17 protein-coding genes and 1 tRNA gene are annotated in these 21,663 nt (G+C 39.5%); 9 read left to right on the plus strand and 9 right to left on the minus strand.

The features are described from left to right. Window positions 1-188 precede the first annotated feature (188 nt). The 3 genes from hpnK to EZY12_16775 all read right to left on the minus strand — a co-directional run bounded on the left by hpnK (window position 189) and on the right by EZY12_16775 (window position 3,897). A complete protein-coding gene (gene hpnK / locus EZY12_16765) occupies window positions 189-1,025 on the minus strand; it encodes a hopanoid biosynthesis-associated protein HpnK (GenBank protein QSX66453.1) in 837 nt (278 codons plus the stop codon). 247 nt (window positions 1,026-1,272) lie between these two features. Beyond that, window positions 1,273-2,706 carry a hopanoid biosynthesis associated radical SAM protein HpnJ gene (hpnJ, locus tag EZY12_16770; GenBank protein ID QSX66454.1) on the minus strand — a complete coding sequence of 478 codons (1,434 nt, stop codon included), beginning with the start codon at window positions 2,704-2,706 and terminating at the stop codon, window positions 1,273-1,275. Between the two features lie 360 nt (window positions 2,707-3,066). Further along, the gene (locus EZY12_16775; protein QSX66455.1) at window positions 3,067-3,897 is read right to left on the minus strand and encodes a phytoene/squalene synthase family protein; all 831 of its coding nucleotides are present in this window, start codon (window positions 3,895-3,897) and stop codon (window positions 3,067-3,069) included. 526 nt (window positions 3,898-4,423) lie between these two features. On the opposite strand from EZY12_16775, the gene EZY12_16780 reads away from it, so the two are divergent. Both EZY12_16780 and EZY12_16785 read left to right on the plus strand, forming a co-directional pair. After that, on the plus strand, window positions 4,424-5,728 hold the full coding sequence (locus EZY12_16780) for a threonine synthase (GenBank protein QSX66456.1): 1,305 nt from the start codon (window positions 4,424-4,426) through the stop codon (window positions 5,726-5,728). 135 nt (window positions 5,729-5,863) lie between these two features. After that, on the plus strand, window positions 5,864-6,139 hold the full coding sequence (locus EZY12_16785) for a MoaD/ThiS family protein (GenBank protein ID QSX66457.1): 276 nt from the start codon (window positions 5,864-5,866) through the stop codon (window positions 6,137-6,139). A gap of 61 nt (window positions 6,140-6,200) precedes the next feature. Here the strand turns inward: EZY12_16785 and EZY12_16790 are convergent, their stop codons facing one another. Then, a complete protein-coding gene (locus EZY12_16790) occupies window positions 6,201-6,677 on the minus strand; it encodes a hypothetical protein (GenBank protein ID QSX66458.1) in 477 nt (158 codons plus the stop codon). 107 nt (window positions 6,678-6,784) lie between these two features. Between EZY12_16790 and EZY12_16795 the strand changes: the two genes are divergently transcribed. Then, complete coding sequence (locus tag EZY12_16795) at window positions 6,785-8,044, plus strand: hypothetical protein (GenBank protein ID QSX66459.1); 1,260 nt, start codon at window positions 6,785-6,787, stop codon at window positions 8,042-8,044. A gap of 312 nt (window positions 8,045-8,356) precedes the next feature. Here EZY12_16795 and EZY12_16800 read toward each other — a convergent pair whose 3' ends face one another. The 4 genes from EZY12_16800 to EZY12_16815 form a co-directional block, all read right to left on the minus strand. Then, complete coding sequence (locus EZY12_16800; GenBank protein QSX66460.1) at window positions 8,357-9,502, minus strand: SpoIID/LytB domain-containing protein; 1,146 nt, start codon at window positions 9,500-9,502, stop codon at window positions 8,357-8,359. Window positions 9,503-10,052: 550 nt separating this feature from the next. Continuing rightward, window positions 10,053-12,251, minus strand: coding sequence for a polysaccharide biosynthesis tyrosine autokinase (locus tag EZY12_16805; GenBank protein ID QSX66461.1), 2,199 nt, complete (start codon window positions 12,249-12,251; stop codon window positions 10,053-10,055). Between the two features lie 237 nt (window positions 12,252-12,488). Beyond that, window positions 12,489-13,154, minus strand: a complete 666-nt coding sequence (nfi, locus tag EZY12_16810) for a deoxyribonuclease V (protein QSX66462.1) — start codon at window positions 13,152-13,154, stop codon at window positions 12,489-12,491. Between the two features lie 238 nt (window positions 13,155-13,392). After that, window positions 13,393-13,464: transfer RNA gene (locus tag EZY12_16815), tRNA-Gln, on the minus strand. Window positions 13,465-14,451: 987 nt separating this feature from the next. Here EZY12_16815 and rpsO point away from each other — a divergent pair. Both rpsO and EZY12_16825 read left to right on the plus strand, forming a co-directional pair. Continuing rightward, a complete protein-coding gene (rpsO, locus tag EZY12_16820; protein ID QSX66463.1) occupies window positions 14,452-14,721 on the plus strand; it encodes a 30S ribosomal protein S15 in 270 nt (89 codons plus the stop codon). 12 nt (window positions 14,722-14,733) lie between these two features. Then, on the plus strand, window positions 14,734-15,204 hold the full coding sequence (locus EZY12_16825; GenBank protein ID QSX66464.1) for a PAM68 family protein: 471 nt from the start codon (window positions 14,734-14,736) through the stop codon (window positions 15,202-15,204). A 246-nt stretch (window positions 15,205-15,450) separates the two neighbouring features. On the opposite strand, the gene EZY12_16830 is transcribed toward EZY12_16825, so the two are convergent. Continuing rightward, entirely contained in the window at window positions 15,451-18,021 is a 2,571-nt protein-coding gene (locus tag EZY12_16830; GenBank protein QSX66465.1) for a leucine-rich repeat domain-containing protein, read from the minus strand. A 198-nt stretch (window positions 18,022-18,219) separates the two neighbouring features. Here EZY12_16830 and EZY12_16835 point away from each other — a divergent pair, with 198 nt between their 5' ends. From EZY12_16835 to EZY12_16850, 4 genes are all read left to right on the plus strand, one after another. After that, complete coding sequence (locus tag EZY12_16835; protein ID QSX66466.1) at window positions 18,220-18,489, plus strand: type II toxin-antitoxin system Phd/YefM family antitoxin; 270 nt, start codon at window positions 18,220-18,222, stop codon at window positions 18,487-18,489. After that, the gene (locus EZY12_16840) at window positions 18,476-18,757 is read left to right on the plus strand and encodes a type II toxin-antitoxin system RelE/ParE family toxin (GenBank protein QSX66467.1); all 282 of its coding nucleotides are present in this window, start codon (window positions 18,476-18,478) and stop codon (window positions 18,755-18,757) included. The genes EZY12_16835 and EZY12_16840 overlap by 14 nt, the downstream gene beginning before the upstream one ends. 244 nt (window positions 18,758-19,001) lie before the next feature. After that, window positions 19,002-19,280, plus strand: a complete 279-nt coding sequence (locus EZY12_16845; GenBank protein ID QSX66468.1) for a type II toxin-antitoxin system Phd/YefM family antitoxin — start codon at window positions 19,002-19,004, stop codon at window positions 19,278-19,280. 749 nt (window positions 19,281-20,029) lie between these two features. Then, the gene (locus EZY12_16850; GenBank protein QSX66469.1) at window positions 20,030-21,604 is read left to right on the plus strand and encodes a reverse transcriptase N-terminal domain-containing protein; all 1,575 of its coding nucleotides are present in this window, start codon (window positions 20,030-20,032) and stop codon (window positions 21,602-21,604) included. Window positions 21,605-21,663: the final 59 nt, after the last annotated feature.

Raw genomic sequence — 21,663 nt, forward strand, 5'->3', positions numbered from 1 at the left:
CCTTGTCCACCAAGTCTTGTCCTCAAGACAATGTAAAAAACCTACACTTGTCAGGGGATTAAGGGGGGTAAAAAATTACAACTGATTACTTTTCAAACATCTTCTTAGATAGCGTTTAGTTCGGATAGACGGGAGCAATTAATATTATTATTATATTTTAAATATTGATATTTATCCAAAATTTTCGATTAAATTAACTGCTGATAATTGCTTAATTCAAAACCATTCCTAGTCAACAATTCCCGCACTCGCTGACTCAACAAAGCCGCTAATTCTACCTCACCACCGCTATTTATACCAGTATTTACTAAATCAGGATGAGCATAAATTTCTACTAATTCGGCTTCTATTTGCGGTATTAAAGCCAGTAAATATTTTTCACTCATGTCACCAGTTTGTAACAATCCATAAACCTTATCAGCAAATTTAATATTGTGCGCTTTTAATAGACCTTCTCCATAACGACGTAATTGTCCAAAGACAATAGACCAAACTATTTTAATTAGTAAATTGCATTTATCAATTTTGAGATTTTTACTTAGTTCTTCTGAGGGTAAACGGATGAATTTAATCTTAAATTCTGCGGCAAGTTCTGTTAAAATATTTAAAATTACGGGATGTACATGAAGATGTAAATGTCCATCAACATGAGAGAGATTTAAACCAGAATCACGAAACTTTGCTAATTGAGCATATATTTCTAACCGCAATTCTGCACGAGTAGCTTGATTAAATTGATAGTTTAATCCTGCTTGGGTGGGATTATTGGAAAAATTACCTTGCGAGTCTACTAAATGGGGAATTTGCGAAGGTGATAAAACAGATTTACCGCAAACCAAAACTAAATGTAACCCAACTGCTAAATGAGGATGATTTTTTGCCAAAGCGATCGCCTCTTGTGCAGCATCACCACTTACCATTAAACTAGTGCTAGTTAAAATACCTTCCTCGTGCGCTTTAATAATCGCTACATTCACACTAGAAGAAAAGCCAAAATCATCAGCATTAATAATTAAATTGGGCATAGGTAACAAGTGATTGGGATTAAAAATGTCTGAATCAGGATATCCACCGATTAAAGGATTAATTAAATTCAATCCTGAACATCCTTAAATCCTGTAAATCCTGATTCTTACAATTAATGAATTAAAACTGTCTGAATCAGGATATCCACCGATTAATGGATTAACAGGATTAATTAGAAAATTCTTAGAAGATAATTAAATTAAATCCTGAACATCCTTGAATCTTGTAAATCCTGATTCAGACAATTTATCTAGCTAAAGCTTGAATTCGACGTTCTTTCAAATAAGCAAAAAACTCTTTACCTTCTCGCAAACGACGCACTAACATTTGTCTATCACCAAGCATTTCCCGCACAATCGGAATAATGGCTTTCGGACGGAAGTAAAACTTGCGATACATTTGTTCAACTGAATCTTCAATTTCCGCACTCGAAAGAGTTGGATATTGCAAAGTTGAAGTTTGAATACCGGAACTTGCGACTAAAGACTCATTCGCAAACCAACCTTTTTCTCTGGCTTGGTCATACAATTCTGTACCAGGATAAGGTGCAGCGATAGAAACTTGAATTGTATGGGGACTCAATTCACAAGCAAAGCGAATTGTTTCTTCTACAGTTTCTGGAGTTTCTATTGGCAATCCAATAATAAAAGTTCCATGGACAGTGATACCGAGTTTGTGGCAATTCTTCATAAATTCTCTCGCCACTTCTAGCTTAATGCCTTTTTTGATATTATTGAGAACTTCTTGATTACCAGATTCAAAACCTACTAATAACAACCTTAAACCGTTATCTCGTAAAGTTTTGAGAGTATCATAATCCAAATTAGCACGAGCATTGCAACTCCAAGTTAAATTGAGTCGCTTCATGTGTTTACTAATAGCGATCGCTCGATGTTTGTCAATGGTAAAAGTATCATCATCAAACATATACTCCCGCACCTTGTCCCCAAACAAAACCTTGGCTTCTTCCATTTCTCGTCCTACCGCATCAGGGCTTTTATGACGGTACAAATGTCCACCAATAGTTTGCGGCCATAAACAAAAAGTGCATTTTGCCGGACAACCGCGCCCAGTATAAAAAGAAATGTAAGGATGTTGCAAATAGCCAATAAAATATTTGCTAATATCCAAATCACGAGCATAAACTGGCAACACACTGGGCATAGCATCCCAGTCATGAATCAAAGGACGTTCCTCAGTTTGGTGGATATTCCCCAACTTATCCCGGTAACTCAAACCCTTGATTTCATCCCAAGGTTTTCCTTCTGCCAACTCCTTACAGGTATAATCAAACTCATTGCGACAAACAAAATCAATTACCGGATTTTCCCGCAAAGTTTCCTCTGGTAAAACCGCAACGTGCGCCCCTACAAAGCCAATTTGCACATTGGGATTTTGCTCTTTGATAGTTTCAGCACACTTAACATCATTAGCCAAAGAAGGTGTACTGGTGTGCATAATTACCAATTCGTAATCTTTAGCAATTTTCAGCACATCATCCACAGTTTGACCATGGGGGGGTGCATCAACTAACCTACTGCCTGGAACTAACGCTGCTGGTTGTGCTAACCAGGTCGGATACCAAAAAGACGTAATTTCCCGTTTTGCTTGATACCGCGCCCCCGCACCACCATCAAACCCATCAAAAGATGGTGGACTTAGAAATAAAGTAGTTTTCATGAATATTCCTCACACACAAATTTTTTATCTTGGTAATAGGTAATATAGCGGTTATTTTGTTGAGTGAGATACAATAACCACACTCCGCAAACTAGGCTACCGTGTACACACAAGTGATTGCATCGCCCCCTAACCCCCAAAATTGGGGGAACAAAAACTTTCAAAGTCCCCCAAAATTGGGGGATTTAGGGGGCGAAATAGGCCGAAACGAATACAGCTAGGACTTGTGTGTACACCGTAGGCTCTTCGAGAGGGGACTATGATGTACATCATGTAATTGGAAAACGCTATATAATCCCAGTTTTAATCCTGTTAATCCTTAAATCGGTGGAAATCTTGATTCAGACAATTCCCCACTCCCTAACTAGCCTTAGCATTCACACCCATGAGGTTTTCAATCAGGGAAACAACATCACTCCGACTGAGTTTTTCCTTACCATTTGCCAAAGCATCTAGAGTACCATGTGCTAAAGCTAGGGGAATTTGGCAAAATTGCAAAGCCGGTCCCTTTGGCAAAGAGTTGGTATAGGCATCTGCTAAAATCAGATTACGACGGGCATATTTTTGGAGATTATCGTTATCCCAACCTACCGGGAAAAAATTGACCCCACGGGTTAAATCTTCAGAATTGTTACGCAGAATATTTACCGCTTGCAAACCTCTACCAAATCCTATGGCTTGAGTCCGGTTGCTTTGAGTTCCATCATACCAGTTCCATAAATCTGAGAGTAACAAGCCGACAGCACCAGCTACTCCAAAGGTATAACGGTCTAAATCCGCTTCATTTTCTATTTGCCAATTTCTATCAGCCCAATAAGCCATTCTGTCAGCCATTGCGGCCGTTGCATCCCAAATTCGCGGAGCAATGCTTTCAGGTGCTAATATTGACCATTCTCTAATCCGTAAACTGACTTCTTGTAAAGAATTTTCGTAACCTTTAAATCCTACAGCGAAAGCATCAAGAGGAAAACCATCTATTCCCGCTTGCAATGTCAGACTAATATTTTGTAACAGACGTTTTTTAGTCACATTATCCAAATTTGGATCATCTTCAATTTGGTCAATGGCGCGCATACACAAGTATGCTGATGCCACCGCTTCTTGCAATCCTGATGGTAAAATACTAATTGGGATATAAAAAGTTCTACTAGTGTCTTTAAGGATTTGCAACGCATCTCCACGTAAATCCATTTTGTTCATTCCTCTCTTGATTTGCACACCACACCACACTTAATTTCGGATTTTTCGATAATACTGAATTTAGTTTTTACTAAACCTAAAAAACTATCAACATCCTAGTATTTAATCTAGGAATTGTACAGTTTATGGTGTCGTCGTTAACACAAGTCTCAAGCTTATCAAAGTTTAATATAGTATATAAGGTTTTGGTAACAACAACCGTGTTCATCAGGATAGATATAGCACGATTTAGAAATCATTAATAGGTAAGGGTTTAGCAGTGCTTACTGGTATTAATTTTCGATAAAAAAACATTTACCTTTAACAACATATCGGTATTGAGCCGAAACCCTCTCAAACCTGCAAGATGGTCTGGAAACTCCTGCCATGTATAGGTAGCAGAAAATGGCGCAGGTATTGTCAGTTATAACGCCTTCAATAACCAAACCCGATAAAAATAGTCGGGTATGTTTGACGTGCATTTTACCTTGTGCTAGTATCATTCCAAAGTTGACGGATACCCAGGGAAAGCAAAATTATGACTCAGGCGATTACGAACCTCAACCAAGCGAACACTTCTATTCTCAAAGCCTTGAAGTGTAAAGAATGTGGAGCAGAATACGAACTTAAAGCCACTCATGTCTGTGAATTGTGTTTTGGACCATTGGAAGTCAAATATGATTACAATGCTTTGCGGAGCTTAGTTAGTAGAGAAACTATTGAAGCTGGTCCTAATTCCATTTGGCGTTACCGTCACTTTTTACCGGTGGCTACAGATAACTATATAGATGTAGGCACAGGAATGACTCCCTTGGTACGTTCCCACCGTCTTGCCCGTCGCCTGGGTTTAAATAAACTTTATATTAAAAATGATGCCGTCAATATGCCCACCCTGAGCTTTAAAGATCGGGTGGTGTCCGTTGCATTGAGCAGAGCGAGAGAATTAGGTTTTACTACGGTATCTTGTGCTAGTACAGGCAACTTAGCAAATTCTACCGCAGCGATCGCCGCCTACGCTGGTTTAGATTGTTGTGTATTCATTCCCTCTGATTTAGAAGCTGGTAAAGTCATCGGGAGCTTGATTTATAGTCCTACCCTAATGTCTGTTAAAGGCAACTATGATCAAGTTAATCGCCTTTGTTCAGAAGTTGCAAATACACATGGTTGGGGATTTGTCAATATTAACCTCCGTCCTTACTACTCTGAAGGTTCTAAGACATTAGCTTTTGAAGTAGCAGAACAATTAGGTTGGCAATTACCAGATCATATAGTTGCACCTTTAGCGTCTGGTTCTCTGTTCACCAAAATCTATAAAGGTTTCCAAGAATTTGTAGAAGTTGGTTTAGTGGAAGGGAAAGATGTTCGTTTTAGTGGCGCTCAAGCGGAAGGTTGTTCCCCCATTGCCACAGCTTTTAAAGAAGGTAGAGACTTTATTCAACCAGTTAAACCCAATACAATTGCCAAATCCATTGCTATTGGCAACCCCGCAGATGGAGTATATGCTGTAGAAATCGCTCAAAAAACCAACGGTAATATTGAATCAGTTAATGATGCTGAAATTATCGAAGGTATCAAACTATTAGCAGAAACCGAAGGCATTTTTACAGAAACCGCAGGTGGCACAACCGTTGCTGTTCTCAAAAAATTAGTAGAAGCTGGTAAAATTGATCCAGATGAAACTACAGTGCTTTACATCACTGGTAATGGTTTAAAAACCCAGGAAGCAATTCAAGGCTACATTGGCGAACCTTTAACAATTGAAGCTAAACTAGATAGTTTTGAACGGGCTTTAGAAAGATCCCGCACTTTGGATCGTTTAGAATGGCAGCAAGTTTTGGTTTAGTCATTAGTCAGTGGTCATTAGTCATTCGCAATGGATAAATGATCACTAACAACTGACAACTGACAACTGACAACTGACAACTGACAACTGACAACTGACAACTGACAACTAACAACTGACAACTAACAAATAATTATGCCCATAAAAGTTTTAGTTCCCACTCCTCTCCAAAAGTTTACAAAAAATCAACCTTCCCTAGAATGTAGTGCTGGCACAATTGCGGAATTGTTAGACTCCTTAGAAGCAGACTGTCCTGGTATCAAAGGGAGTTTATGTGATGAATCAGGAATACCCAGACGGTTTGTGAATTTTTATCTCAACAGCGAAGATATCCGCTTTTTACAAGGGACAGCAACAGTCCTTACTGATGGTGATGAAGTAAGTATTGTCCCTGCTATTGCAGGTGGTTGATAAGAGTCATGGAAGAGGAATCAGGCAGCCCCTGCGCTCCTACCTCCTGACTCCTGCTGTATTACTCAGGGGATTTGAGCGCCTGATCTAAAATTTGTCTAGCTTGTTCGGCTTTTCCTCTAGCTTCCTGGTAACGCAAATTCGCTTGAGCAAAAGTTTTGAGAACCTTAAAACCTTCTTTGAGATGGGTAATTTCTTCCTCAGTTACGGATTTATCGGAAAATAGCACATCAATGGCTTTACGAATTTCTAAGGCTTCCGTGCGTGATTCTTGGACTTTTAATTTCAGTGAAGCTAAATTACTCAAAACTTGAACCGCTTGTGTAATTTCATCTTCACGGCTAGAAGTATCTAGAATTGGTTCTTTCACCTCAATTAATTGTTGAGGACCAAATCCTTCTTCTAGTTCCGTTGGTAATTCCCCAGCGTCCATGAGTTCCATTAGCTGATCCATTGCTTTATCACGAGCTTTAGCGGAATCTTTACCGGGAACAGTGAGGATGATTTCTGGGCTTTGAGCGAGGCTATACTGAACCATTATCTGTATATATAAATCCTATCTAATTTGTGAAAAGTCAGAAGTAGAAAAATTAGTTCAATTATACTGAATAAAGGTAAATCAAAATATAAACAAAGGGAACAGATATGACTCCCAATCCTGCCATTATGCGTTCTGTAGAACAATTGGGCTACCGCGTCACCGTGGGTGATGTTGCTACCCAGATAGGATTAAATATAGCTGAAGTCAATCAAAGTTTATTAGCCCTAGCGGCTGATGCTGGGGGACATTTGCAGGTAGCAGAATCAGGTGATGTTGTTTACCAATTTCCTCGCAACTTTCGAGATATTTTACGCAATAAATTCTTGCAAATGCGATTGCAAGAATGGTGGAAAAAAGTTTGGTCTGTGCTATTCTATCTAATTCGGATTTCCTTTGGCATCCTTTTAGTTGCTTCTATCTTGCTAATTACTCTGACTATTATTATTATCATGACTGCTAGTTCAGATCGAGATAATGACAATCGCAGTAATAATTCTAGAGGTTTTAATTTCTTCTTTTTCCCAGATTTATTCTGGTATTTTAGCCCCAATCATCGTGATAGTTACCGAGAACAGCGGAGGGAACGGGGCGAAAATAGTGAAATGAACTTTTTTGAAGCTGTGTTTTCCTTTCTATTTGGTGATGGTAATCCTAATGCCAATTTAGAAGAGCGCCGCTGGTCAGATATTGGGGCTGTGATTAGTAATAATCAAGGTGCAGTAGTAGCAGAACAAATTGCTCCTTATTTAGATGATATTGGCGAGAAATATCAACAAGAATATGAAGATTATATGCTACCTGTGCTGGTCAGATTTAATGGAATGCCCCAGGTAAGTTCTGAGGGGCAAATAGTCTATTATTTCCCAGAATTACAGGTAAAAGCGAGTAAAAAGCAAAGTCGCTCAATATCTGAATATCTCCATGAATTTTCCTGGCGGTTTAGCGCAGCAACTTCTGGACAACTTATGCTCAGTGCTGGTTTAGGAGGAGTGAATTTTGTTGGGGCTTTAATCTTGGGCAACTTATTAAAAAATGGAACTGTAGCGGCTCAAATTGGGGGATTAGTCGGTTTTGTGCAAGGAATTTATGGACTATTGTTAGCCTATGGGACAGGTTTTCTCGCCATTCCCTTAATTCGCTATTTCTGGATTAAGCGGCGTAATGATCAGATTTCTATCCGCAATCTTCACCGCCAAGAACGAGCTAGATTATTAGCAGGTGCAGATTCTTCTTTACAGAAAAAAATTACTTTTGCCCGTGAATTTGCCACAGAAAAAGTCATTGGTAAGGAAGATGCAGTTTATTCCACAGAAACTGATTTATTAGAACAGGAATTTAAGAATAAGCAAATAGGTGACAGTTGACCGTTGACCGTTGACCGTTAACAGGTGACAGGGAACAAGGGGGGAATAATTACCAATTATTTATCAGTCAACAGTCAACAGTCAACAGTCAACAGTCAACAGTCAACAGTCAACAGTCAACAGTCAACAGTCAACAGTCAACAGTCAACAGTCAACAGTCAACAGTCAACAGTCAACAGTCAACAGTCAACAGTCAACAGTCAACAGTCAACAGTCAACAGTCAACAGTCAACAGTCAACAGTCAACAGTCAACAGTCAACAGTCAACAGTCAACAGTCAACAGTCAACAGTCAACAGTCAACTATTCCCTACTATCTTGCTTGAATGGGTGTGAGGGCTACACCTTGATAGTAATAGCCTAAAATTTGTAGGTGATTTGCTCCACGTTTTGCCAGTTCATAAGCTCCCCATTGACTCATTCCTAAACCATGGCCAAAACCTAATCCTTGCAGGACAAAACCACCATTTGCATCTTTATTAACAACAAAACGGGTACTTTTAATTCTGAGTGCAGTTCTGACTTCTTCACCTGCGAGAATTTTAGTGCCTTTATCACCAATAATTTTGAGAGTTTTGACACTTTTAAAAGGTGAGAGAGTTTCGATAATCATGTCTTTGACATTACCAACACCGGAAATTCTGGCACTAATTTCTCCAGGAGTGAAAGTTTTTACCCAGTTACATTCTTTAATATTTTGATCAAAGTCAGGAACAGCCCGCAGGTAAGCTTCTTTGCTTGTCCAGACATCTTCGACATTTTCGGTGTGTCCACCAGAACAAGCGTGAAAGACAGAAAGAATGATTTGGTTGTTGTATGTTAAGACTTTACCTGCGGTGGTATCTGTTGCGTTGTAGGTTGTGGGAGATTCACTACTGACACCTTTATAAATTTGCCACCTATCTGGACTATCTCCTAAGTCATAAACGGGATTTTTACGTTGTCTTTCTCGTTCATAAAGGGCATAGGTACGGGCAGCAATGGCTTGGGCTTTGAGGGCTTCTTGTGGCCAGCTAGTGTCCATTTCTCCACCAATGACGCTGTAGAGATATTCTTCTAAATCTACCCAGTTAACAGCAGTTAAACCGTTGCTTGTCGGTACTACTAAGGTTCTACCACGAAACCAGCGATCGCCAATATAAACAAATCCTTTCCCAGTGGGTTCAATCCAAAATAACCCCGATTGCCACCTGTCTAAAGCTACTCCTCCCGGCACTGCTTGAGCTGCAAATGCACTCATTCCTGGTAATTGTCCGAGAATCTTACCACTACTATCTTTAACAATAGCGGTTGTAGAAGCACCGACTTTTACCTGTTTAACTTCTCTTTCAATTGCCACCCGCAGAATTACAGATGCTTGTGCAGGAGCAAGTAAAGCAAACCAAATCAGGATACCTATCCACCAATGTCTACCTTTAATCTCAGAAAACAAATTGCCTAATAACAATGGGAATTTCATGCTAATTTTTTGATCACAAGCGTCTACCATTCTACTCTGGCAGTTCTTGAAAACAGGAGATTGGGAACTGAAGCTTGGGTAATTTTCTTCCTTCTTCCTTGTTTCTTCTTCCTTCTTTCTCCTGATTCTCGTAGGGGCGTATTGTTATACGCCCCTACTGACTCCTATTCACAAAAGAGAACGAACGGCACGGAAGCCACTTGGCTTCAGACAGTGGAGGAAGTGCCAACTTAGAATTTATTCGCCGAGAATATGATACAATTGAACTGCAAGTAAGAACAACCATCTACACGAAGAAGTATTTTAATAAGGAGAAACCCCTGATTTATCTCGTCTCAGCATTTGACTGTAGCCTGGGTAAACAAGTAAAGGTAAAATATGGAGTGTAATACCGCCAAAATTTGATGGACTCACAAAAGCAAAAAACATAAAAGTAAGCGCAATTGCAATACCTGTCGTACTGGTAGTTGTTTTGAGCGTGTAGCGGGATAATTGACTATTCCTTTTAAGCAAGTCTTAAAGAATCTGTGTGTCTTTAGACCGCAGAGTGTCAAGGTGTCAATATTTGAGGAAAATCATAAACTTCATTACCAATAATACCAATTAAATTTAACTTGCTTAAAATTTCTGTAGCTTCCATCAATTTATTGGGGGTAACTTTACCAATGCGTCCTACCATTACAATCCCATTACACAAAGAAGCCACAATTCTACCATCAACTGTATCTAAAACAGAGGGCGCATCTATTAATACTAAATCATAATTTTGGGTAAATAAATCCATTAATTCTTGCATTCGCTCAGAACTAAGCAAATTTACCGCATCCTCTGGTACGGGACCCGCAGTCAAAATATCAATTGCTGGATGAATGGGCTGAATATAATTACGAAATGATGTATTGATATCATCAACAAGTAATAAAGATAAACCCCAATCATTGGTAAGTCCTAGAGTTTTATGTAAACTGGGAGAACGCAAATTAGCATCAATTACTAATACTCGTTGGTGCATTCGAGCCGCACTAGCTCCCAACCCTAAAGCTAAAGTTGTTTTTCCTTCTCCTGGTAGTGCAGAAGTCAACATTAATGATTTTAAATTCAGAGAATTATTTAATCTTTGAATATTCTGGTAAATAATATCTAAGGTTTCATGATTAGGTAAATTTTTGATAGTTTCCTGATTAGAAATATCTACATTTTTAGATTTATCTCTGACCATAGATTGGAGTTGTCTTTTCCAAGTATTTTGATATTTTCCTAATCTTGGTATTGACCCTAGTAACTGAACATTGGTGAGACTTTGCAAGTCTTGAGTATAAAAAATTACATGATTACATTTTTCCCAAAATAAAGCTGTTGCTAAACCCAATATTGGACCAATTACTACTCCTCCAATAATTAGTAACCAGCGCAAATTCCCTATATGTATTCCCAGAGCAGGTTCTTCTAAAATTTGCCAATTAAAACCTTCTTGAGAAATTTTAACACCTAATGAATGTTGCACTTGAACTAGTTGTTGTAATGTCTTGCGATAAATTTCTACATTTGCAACTAAATTGTTGTACTCTGTAATTAAACTTGGGTATGTACGCAGCAAGGAACGAATTTCTTGTTCAGATTTTACTAAATCACGATCATGAGCAATTAGTCCTAATGCAGTCATTTTTAATTGAGTTAAATCATTCTCTGGCTTAGGTACTCTTTGTTCTGATATTTTTGATTTACTATTGATAGTAATAGCTTGAATTTGACTTTGTAATAGGGTGATAATAATTTCCTGTTTCTGTTCCAATTGTTGAATGATTGGATGTTTTTCTGTGTAAAACATCCGAGCTTGTGTTAATGCTTTTTCTGTTTGGTTAAATTCACTAATTAAGCTTTGATATTCGCTAGATTGAAAGGAATCATTAATATTTGCTTTATTTTGATTAGAAGAGGCAATTGCTTGTTCTAGGCTGTTATGTTGAGCCTGTACGTCTTGTAGTTGAGCGCGAGTTTTTTGCCGCTGTTTTTGAATATCTGCTAAAGACTGGACTAAAATTTGACTTTGTAAAACTGGATCAATTAAATTATTCTGTTTACGAAAGTTTTCCAGCTTTTTCTCAGCTTTTAATACATCCTTTTGCAGTTGTGGTAGATGGTTATTAACAAAAACTAAACCTTGATTAATCCGCTGATCTTTTTGATAGCTGTTATAATCTTTATATACTTTTTCTAAAGCTTGTAATACTCTTTTAGTCCTCAGAGGATCTTTGTCTGTAAAAGAGAGCAAAAATATTTGGTTTGAATTCTGATTAACTTCTGAATCCGCTGGTAACTGAGTTGGTTGTAAAGATGAAATTTTATCAATTTGGCTGTTACTATAAATATCTTCTACAGTCATTTTCGGATAATCAGTATGGAGTAAATTTACAGCTTTCTGTACTAATTTACCATTCAGCATTAATTTCATTTGACTACTGTAGTCAATGGATGATAACTGCGGTTTATTTAAGTCTTTTTTCGTCTTTTCTCTCTGATTAGCTGGTGATAATTCATCTGAATTATAACTTACCAATATTTGCATATAGCTTTGATAAGTTGGTTTAGTAGTGATAGCTAAAAGGCTTGTTGCTGACATGACTGCACAGGAAACCCCTAGTATAAGCCAACGATAGTAAAGTATAATTGAAGTTATTTTTTTAATATCAACTACGCTATATGTAAACTTAGTCAGCAATTTTTGCAAAATTATCGCATTTGTAGCCATAATCATATTCCTCTCAAATTGTAAAAATATATCTGGAAGATAACAATGATTAGAAAACTTTTAGAGATATTTGATACTCAATGTTTTCTGGTTAATAATCAATACTTATTCTCCCTATGATTACAGATATACTTAACAGAAAATATTCAGCAAGTAGTTCTTGGCTAATACCTTCAACCAGATATATGTCTAATCAGTGTGAGGAACATAAATTTTTTGCAAACATTGTGAAAATATTTATCTTGCAGATGCTAATTTATCAGCAATGCGGGTAGTTTCTGGTAAGCGATATTTTGGTGTACAGCGTAATACATATTCAATTGCTGTTGGCAAGCTAATCAGATGACCACTAGAGACATAAACTGGTTTTACTCCTGTGCGTGTTCTTAAAACTGCACCTATGGTTTCCTGTTTATGTATGAGTGGTTTCCAGCTACCTTTTGTTGGTGGTAATTCTTCATATTCACCAATAAATAAAGATTTAGCTACACCAATTGTTGGTAAATCTATTAATAAACCCAAATGGGAAGCAATCCCCAACCGACGAGGATGAGCTATGCCTTGTCCATCACATAAAATGATATCTGGTATTGTCTTGAGCTTTTCTAAAGCATCAAGAACAGGAGGAATTTCTCGAAAAGAGAGAAAACCAGGAATGTAAGGAAAGGTGGTAGGCTGATATGCGATACTAGTTTCTACTATTTGTAAATCTGGAAAACTTAGCACTGCTACTGCTGCACGGCTGATTTTGCCATCTTCCAAAAATCCCATGTCTACTCCGGCAACATACTGAATAGTTTCTGGAAGTTGATCTGTGGTAATTACTTGATTTCGCAGGCTTTCTTGAATCGCTTCAGCTTCTTTTATGCTAGAAGGCCAATGATGAGGCTTGTGAATTTCCATATTTCTTCGGTTGGTAGTTAATTTATTTTTACCAGAAGAAGAAGTTTTTCTAGCTTAGTACAATTATAAGATAACTCCACAAAAAAAATAATCCCATCTTGTGGGATGGGCATCTGGTCTCTCCTTGGATTATTAGTAGGGCCAGATGCCTGCACCACAAGATAATTTGGGATATTTTTTTATTTGGAAGTCTCTAAAAACAAAAAAAGCAAGCTGTTAAAGCTTGCTTTTTAGATAACTGGGGCGCTAGGATTCGAACCTAGGGATGGTGGTACCAAAAACCACTGCCTTACCACTTGGCGACGCCCCAATCAATTCACTATAGAGAATATAGCAGTTCTATGAGAATAATGTCAAGTGTTTAGGAAAAAAAGTTTTGAGGGGCAAAATTTACCAAAAATTTGGGTTTAAAGCCCCGTCCTTCTAGAACGGCTTTTTAATATAATGGTGAGAACAAGCAGGGCATTGTCTGTTGGGCGAGATAGTGTAAGACGGGTTATGCCCGCAACTGTTGTTTGAAAGAGAGAATCCTCACCCTTCTAGTAGTCTGTCAAATAAATTTTGACGGATAAGAAACGAACCACGAAGGCACGAAGGACACGAAGGAAGAAGGAAGAATCAAAATGGCAACAAATGAACCCGTCAATTAGTTATTGACAGACTACTAGTACAGTACGGCGTAAGTTAAGGAACCATTTCAAATCTGTGAAAAGCTTATGCTGTATTCATTCTAAATTCTAAATTCTAAATTCCGCCTTGCGGTACTAGGATGGGGAGTATGTCAACTATTCTCATAGAACCTCGCGGTAAGTGGGAAACTCAGCGGCTTTAGCCCTGAGAGGAAAACGGCACGTGCGATTTTAATCGCTGTGGTTTTTGTGGTACAATTAAATTACGAGTAGGAATAACTATCTACGTGTTGAAGCATCCTAGTATCGGAGAAATCCCGGCTCCCCTGAAACAACGGTTAGGTTTAAGTTCTAACGACAGTATGACGAGCAAGGAGCAAACAAAGGCAGGTTGCGGAGCGTACCGCGTTTTGGCTTAGTGATGGACTCTGAAAGTATTAGAAACAAAAAAGTAGATAGAAACCTAAGCTTGACTTAGAGTGACTAGGTAGACGACGTTTGACGGTCGTAGCGAGAGTTTTACTCTGTCCGCAGAATCGAGCGTGTCTTTAGACCTGAGAGTGTCAACATCCCTGAACTGTCGGTGAGAATTTACCACAGCAATTAATAGGTGTGATATTATGGGAGACTGCTACACAAATTTAGAAAAAATAAGCATTTAATCAATCATGGCTCTGACGCAACAGCGCAAACAAGAACTAATCTCTGGCTACCAAGTTCACGAAACCGACACTGGTTCGGCTGATGTTCAAGTAGCAATGCTCACTGACCGCATTAACCGCCTCAGTCAACATTTGCAAGCTAACAAAAAAGACCACTCCTCCCGGAGAGGATTGTTGAAGATGATTGGACAAAGAAAGCGTCTTCTAGCTTATATCCAAGCAGGTAGTCAGGAAAAATACAGAGCTTTAATTACTCGTCTCGGTATTCGCGGTTAGGAATTCATACTTATGGCTGGTGAAGAATCAGAACGGAGTAAATTGCCTTTTGAACCAAGCAAAAAGCGTCCAAAACCCGCTAAAGCTATTAGTCAGCCCGTAATTAAGACCGCAGAAACTCCAGAAAAACCACAACAGCAACGCCGTTATTCTAAACAAGAAATGGCGATTCCTGAAGTAGTTAGCCAACGCATGATTCGTCGAGTGGCTGGTTTTTGCGGTATCCCCACAGTTTTAGGAATTTCTAGTTTGGTAGTCAGCTATCTGCTAGTCACCTTTGCTCATATCGAACTTCCTCCTATTGCCGTTTTATTGGTGAATATGGGATTGTTTGGTTTAGGAGTAGTGGGAATTACCTATGGTGTTCTTTCTGCTTCTTGGGATGAAGAAAGACCGGGAACTATTCTAGGTGCTGATGAATTTAGCACTAACTGGGGCAGGATGACCGAAGTTTGGCGCGATACCCAGAAAAAGAACGTCTAACAACCAGCGTCCAGGTAATAACTGTAATCTGGGGTAAATTGGAAAATGAGTGTTGAAGTTGCATTTTTATGACTTTAACTGCAAATTTAAAAAACTATATTTTTCTCGTTTATACCCAATATTCAGCCAAAAATACCTGGCGCTACATTTTTATTTATTATGTTTAACTACAGGACAAGAACCCCACCCCCAACCCCCAACCCCCACCCCGCAAGCGAGGAGAGGGCTATAATATACTCTATATGTTTATTTCCCAGAGGGAAGCGGTAGTTCGATATTTAATTTATTCCCTATTTCCATAACATTATTTGCAAAATCTGCCATACCTGCTACCCCGGTAAAAGTTAAAGTAGCAGCAGTTCCTAAAGCTATTAGACAGTTTTTGACGTTGCGTAAATTACGTTCTGTCTCTGGCTTTTTAATTTCTACTTCTACATCATCAATATCAATAATAATATCGTCGCGGATTTCTGGTGAAAATTGGGCAGCAGTTTGGCGCATGGTGCTGATGATTTGCATTAGTTCTGCTACGTTTGCACCGTTTGTTTGAGTTAAATCACCGACTCGTTGACTGGCGTTGTCTTTCACTTCGCTGCCAACGTTGGCGATGCCTATTTGTGCGCCTGGAAAGTTGTTTGTGTTGTTTGTCATGGGTTTATTGTTATTGTCAATATTGTTATTGTTGTTAATTATAACGTTAACTTCCTGTGGTTTAACTGTTTGTGATTCTCGACGAGATTCTAGTGATTCATAACCATCTAAAAGTTGAGGGATATTAATGTTTATGTTGAGTTTACCAATTGGATATTTAACAACTTTCATTTTTTCAAGTCCCAGAAGTTCTTGATAGTCAAGGGGTGGATATTTGGGATAGCCAGGGACGGGAACCCATTCGGTGATTTCGAGATTGGGGAGAGTATTGTGGATTTTTTGGAAGTAATTGCGAAGAATACCAAGAAATAAGCGACGGATTTTTTTAAGTCCGCTAATGGTAATAAAGATTTTTTTGTCTTCGGGGTCGGATTTGATGCGAGCAATGTTGTAAATTTCCTTGTTTTCTTGATATTGCAAAATTACGCCACTGCGCCAATAGATTTGGTTATGGATTTTGTCGTGGGTGTTAACGATGAAGCGGGAAATGATGCTTTCGGGGAGAACTTTGTAATGATATTGAAATTCGAGAGTTTCTCCTTCTAGTTCTGTTTCCTCTGGTTGGTCTTTAGGCAGAAGTCCCGCAATCAAAAATTGTGGTGGGTAACATTCCAGTGCAAAGCAAAGCTCAAATTCCTTCATCAGATTGACCAAATAGTCATGACGCTGGGTAGGGTATCGCTTTGGATTGAGGATGCGGGTGAGATCGGCGGGGGTGAAAATGCCTTTGGTTTGAGTTTTGAGGTTTTCATCACTCAACAGGGCATAAATGCCTTCTGTCACCCAGTTGGGTTTGAGGACGTTGGTATCTTTGAGGATGGGATGCTCACGGAAGTTGAGAACTAAGCCGAGTCTATGCAGTAGGTCAATGAGTTGTTCTTGGTTTTGTTCTTCGGGAATTTTGTTTTCGTGACAGATGCCGATGTAGCGGTTGTAGGTGATGAAGTCTTCAGTCATGGATTCGAGTTGTTGTTTAACTTCAAACCATGAGAGGGGTAGAAGGTCGTAGACTTCTTTGAGTTTGGCGACTTGCTGAAAAATGGCGGTGTGAAGTTCATCAATACCGATATTGTCTTGGCAGGAGGTTTCGATAATGGCTTGGATATTGGGATATTTTTCCCGTAATGCCTTGCGGTTGATGTCCAGGGGTTGTTCGTCTTTTTTGTTGCCAACGATAATCACAGGGGACTTTCCACCAAAGCTTTCAATTAGTTTCAGCCAATATTCGATGCGGTTTTCTTCTTCGCTGGTGCGACAATTACAAACTAGAAGATAGAGGCTACGCTTGGTTAGAAAAAACTGATGGGTGGCATGATAAATTTCCTGTCCGCCAAAATCCCAAACATTCAGGCGGATGTCTTTGCTATCTATCTGCACGTTCCAAGTTTCTACATTCAGTCCGTGGGTTTGGGATTGATTTTTGTCATATTGATTGCGAATTAGTCGCTCGATGAGGGATGTTTTGCCGACGCTACCTTGTCCAATGAGTAAGAGTTTGGCTTCGTGTAATGGTCGAGTTTCACTTGTGCTAATTTGCCTCAAGTAACTCAAAATCTTTTTTATATCTTTTGAATTAAGAATTTCTAATGGAATTTCGGTGATTTGGTTGTTACTGAGGTCAAGCTGGGTGAGATTGGTTAATTTGGCTATCACCTCTGGTATCTCGGTGATTTGGTTGTTACTGAGGTCAAGCTGGGTGAGATTGGTTAATTTGGCTATCACCTCTGGTATCTCGGTGATTTGGTTGTAACTGAGGTAAAGCTGGGTGAGATTGGTTAATTTGGCGATCACCTCTGGTATCTCGGTGATTTGGTTGTAACGGAGGTAAAGTTGGGTGAGATTGGTTAATTTGGCGATCGCCTCTGGTATCTCGGTTATTTTGTTGTCACGGAGGTAAAGCTGGGTGAGATTGGTTAATTTGGCGATCGCCTCTGGTATCTCAGTTATTTTGTTGTTACTGAGGTCAAGCTGGGTGAGATTGGTTAATTTGGCGATCTCTTCTGGTATCTCGGTTATTTGGTTGTCACGGAGGTCAAGCTGGGTGAGATTGGTTAATTTGGCGATCGCCTCTGGTATCTCGGTCAACTCTTGCCGTGACAAGTCTAACTTTTCCCAACTCTCAGCCGCAGCGCGATCTATCAGTACCAACAACTCATCCTGCGTCATAATTTCAAGGCCAAGGGTAAGAGAAAAGAAGATTGATGAAGATTATTTTATACTGATTTGGGCAAAATTTTATGTTGTCTGAATCAGGATGTCCAGGATTAAAGGATGAACAGGATGAAAATAGGGATTTTGTTGTCTATTACCAAAGAAAATGAATTTATGCTAAAATATAGTCAAAGTGTCTAAAATAGTCATTCTATGCAAACCTATACTCTGACAGATGCGCGAAATAAACATGGTGAGGTTTTTGACAAAGCTGCTATTGAACCAGTATTACTAACCAAGCAATCACGTCCTAGTCATGTAATTATTTCCGCAGATAGCTACCAAAAATTAATTACTCGATTGGAAGAATTAGAAAATATGCAGTTAGTTCAAAATGCTGAAACTGCTTTGAGTCAATCAAAAATGGTGGGTACAGAGGCTTTTACATCTGCATTGGAGCATTTAGCTAATGGCGCGGCTTGATGGTTTAGCAACTGTTCTGGATTTCCTCAATGGGTTACAACCTAAAATAGCAGCGCAAATAGCAAAAAAGGTTTTGGCTTTGAATATTGAACCTTTACCAAATGATAGTGAAAAACTATCTGGTTATCAGGGTTTTTATCGAGTAGATAGTGGTGAATATCGAATTGTTTATAAATACTTTCCAGATCAAGATTTAGTAGAAGTAATTTTAGTTGGTAAGCGTAATGATGATGATGTTTACAAAAGATTAAAACGGTTATTGGAATAAACTCTTGGTTCTTCCACCAAATCTAATCCCAACATAGATATAAGCGTAAAAAATTAAGTAATGGGATAGAATTAATTACCGATGAGATTGGTTAATTTAGCGATCGCTTCTGTTATCTCAGTCAACACCACCACTTTTTATCGCCCATTGAATAAAACTTTTTATCGGATATTCTTTTGTGCTTGAAATTTTTACACCAATAAGTTAACATGAAATATCATGAGAATTTCATGGAGAAATAATAATGCTTGATGCACGGGAAATTTACCCCCTTTCAGACTTTCAGCGCAATGCTAGACAGTTCATTGAACAAATACAGTCAAGTCACAAACCAATTATTCTCACCGTTAATGGTAAAGCATCCGTGATCATGCAGGATGCAACATCTTATCAAGAATTACTCGATGAGTTAGAATTAGCAAGGTCAGCCGCAAAAATTCGCCAAGGCATAGCTGAATCTGCTGCTGGAAAGACAAAAGATGCGGTAGAAGCATTAGAAGAATTACGGTTAAAGCGTCAATAACTCAGGGCTAAAGCCACTGAGCTTGTAAAGAACAAACTTTACGTGTTTGACTAGCCCATCTGAGACTAATCCTGATACGCACTTCCGAATACTTCCCCAGTTCGGATTATCTGCAAGACTGTTTGTTCAGTCGTTGTTTCAGACAAGACATTTTGGATTAGTTGGGCGAGGGGACTTAAACTTTACTCCAAGGATTAGTGCGATTCGTTGTTAGCTGAATCACGGTATCCAGCCCGTACATAAGCTAACCAACCCAATCTAGAAATAGAGAAAGGTTGAACTCTCGGTCTGATATGGGTGCAAGTCCCATCTGCCAGACTCAGGTATGACTCCCTATCTGCCTACGATGACCCGACTCGGCTTCGGGAGGTCGAAGCTAGGAACAGGACGCAATCAGACATCCGTTGTGGGGTGACACTGGCGTTAATGGGGAGTTCCCACGGTGAAACAGAGCCTGGAAAAGCAACTTATCGAGAGGCGGGACACAATACAAAAAACCCGACCTCATTGGAGTTAATTCCCGCCGCATCTTAGTCCCATAGCGGTACGAGTCCAGGGATTCCAGTGGTTGAAATGGCTACACCTAACGGAACTAATAATCAACCGAGGGAACGAATAAAAACGGATTGAGGGTCTAAGGGCGGTCGAACCCTACAAGTAGGCTGGACGAGCAGCGGAATTCCCTCAATTCGGGTAGGACAGACCGTAATTGGTCTGAGGTGTTCAGAATACACAAACTGGAGCAGAGCATGATTGGACACAGAGACAACTCTAGTGAATCTTGGAAGACCTTACCCTGGAAGAAATTCCGCCGTAACTTATTCCGCCTACAAAAACGAGTGTACAAAGCGGTTCAAGTTGGAGACAAGCGCAAAGCTAAGTCCCTACAAAAGCTGATTCTGAAATCAACCGCAGCGAGATTAATGGCTATCCGTCAAGTAACACAGCTAAACGCTGGTAAAAAGACCGCAGGAATTGATGGCAAAAAGTCCCTTACCTTTAAGGAACGCTTTGAGCTTAATGAACTGCTAAAAGCATCCGTTAGCAACTGGAAACACCAGGAACTAAGAGAAATACCCATCCCCAAAAAGGACGGTACGATGAGGATGCTGAAAATCCCTACTATTGCAGACAGAGCTTACCAATGCCTTGTCAAATACGCATTAGAACCAGCACACGAGGCAACCTTCCACGCTAGGAGCTACGGGTTTAGGACGGGACGTTCAGCGCATGACGCACAAAGACAACTGTTCAACAACTTAAACTCCAAAGCCAACGGAACAGATAAAAGAGTTATAGAACTCGATATCGAAAAATGCTTTGACAGGATAAACCACACCGCCATCATGGATGAACTCATCGCTCCTCATAGCATAAGACAAGGTATTTTCCGATGTCTCAAAGCCGGAGTTAATCCAGAATTTCCCGAACAAGGAACACCTCAAGGTGGTGTGGTAAGCCCACTTTTAGCTAACATCGCCCTAAACGGGATTGAAAGTATTCATAGATATCACGAGAAATCTAATCGCAGAATCACAGACAGAACCCCAAAGGAAAGTATTGTTGAACCAACAATCCGTTACGCGGATGACATGGTAATAATACTTCGACCCCAAGACGATGCGACTGAAATACTTGACAAAATCAGTCAGTTTCTAGCAGAGCGGGGAATGAAAGTCAGTGAGAAAAAGACAAAGCTAACCGCCGCGACAAATGGGTTTGATTTCCTCGGCTGGCACTTCAAAGTCCAGAAAAACGGGAAGTTTAGATGCGTTCCATCAGTGGACAACTTTAAAGCTTTTCGCAAGAAAGTAAAGCACATCGTCAACAACTCGAATTATGGTGCTACCACAAAGGCTGAGAAATTAGCCCCTGTAGTTAGAGGTTGGAGGAATTACCACCGCTTCTGCAAGATGGACGGGTCAAGAAACTCGTTATTCCACATCGAAACAAGAGCTTTCAGGGTATTCAATAAGGAAACTAAGCAAAACCGCTACACTAGCAAGAAATTACTAGACAAGGCGTTCCCCTCAGTTCCCTGCTCCGAAAACAAACACATCAATGTCAAAGGTGAGAAATCACCTTATGACGGAGATTTAAGTTATTGGAGCGAGCGTAACAGCAAGCTCTATAACAACGACACCTCTAAAGCCCTCAAACGGCAAAACCATAAATGTGGTCATTGTGGTCTAAAAATGCTCAGTGATGAGAAGGTGCATTTACATCATATAGATGGAAACCACCAAAACTGGAAACCAAAAAACCTTCTAGCAATTCATGAAAGCTGCCACGATTATATTCACATGAGCAAAAGCGTAAGCTAAGAACGTCGGAAGCTGGGTGCGGTGAAAGTCGCACGCCCAGATTTAACAGAGAGGAGCGC

Origin of the sequence: Dolichospermum sp. DET69, assembly GCA_017355425.1 — a bacterium.
In the GTDB taxonomy this organism is placed as follows: Bacteria; Cyanobacteriota; Cyanobacteriia; order Cyanobacteriales; family Nostocaceae; genus Dolichospermum.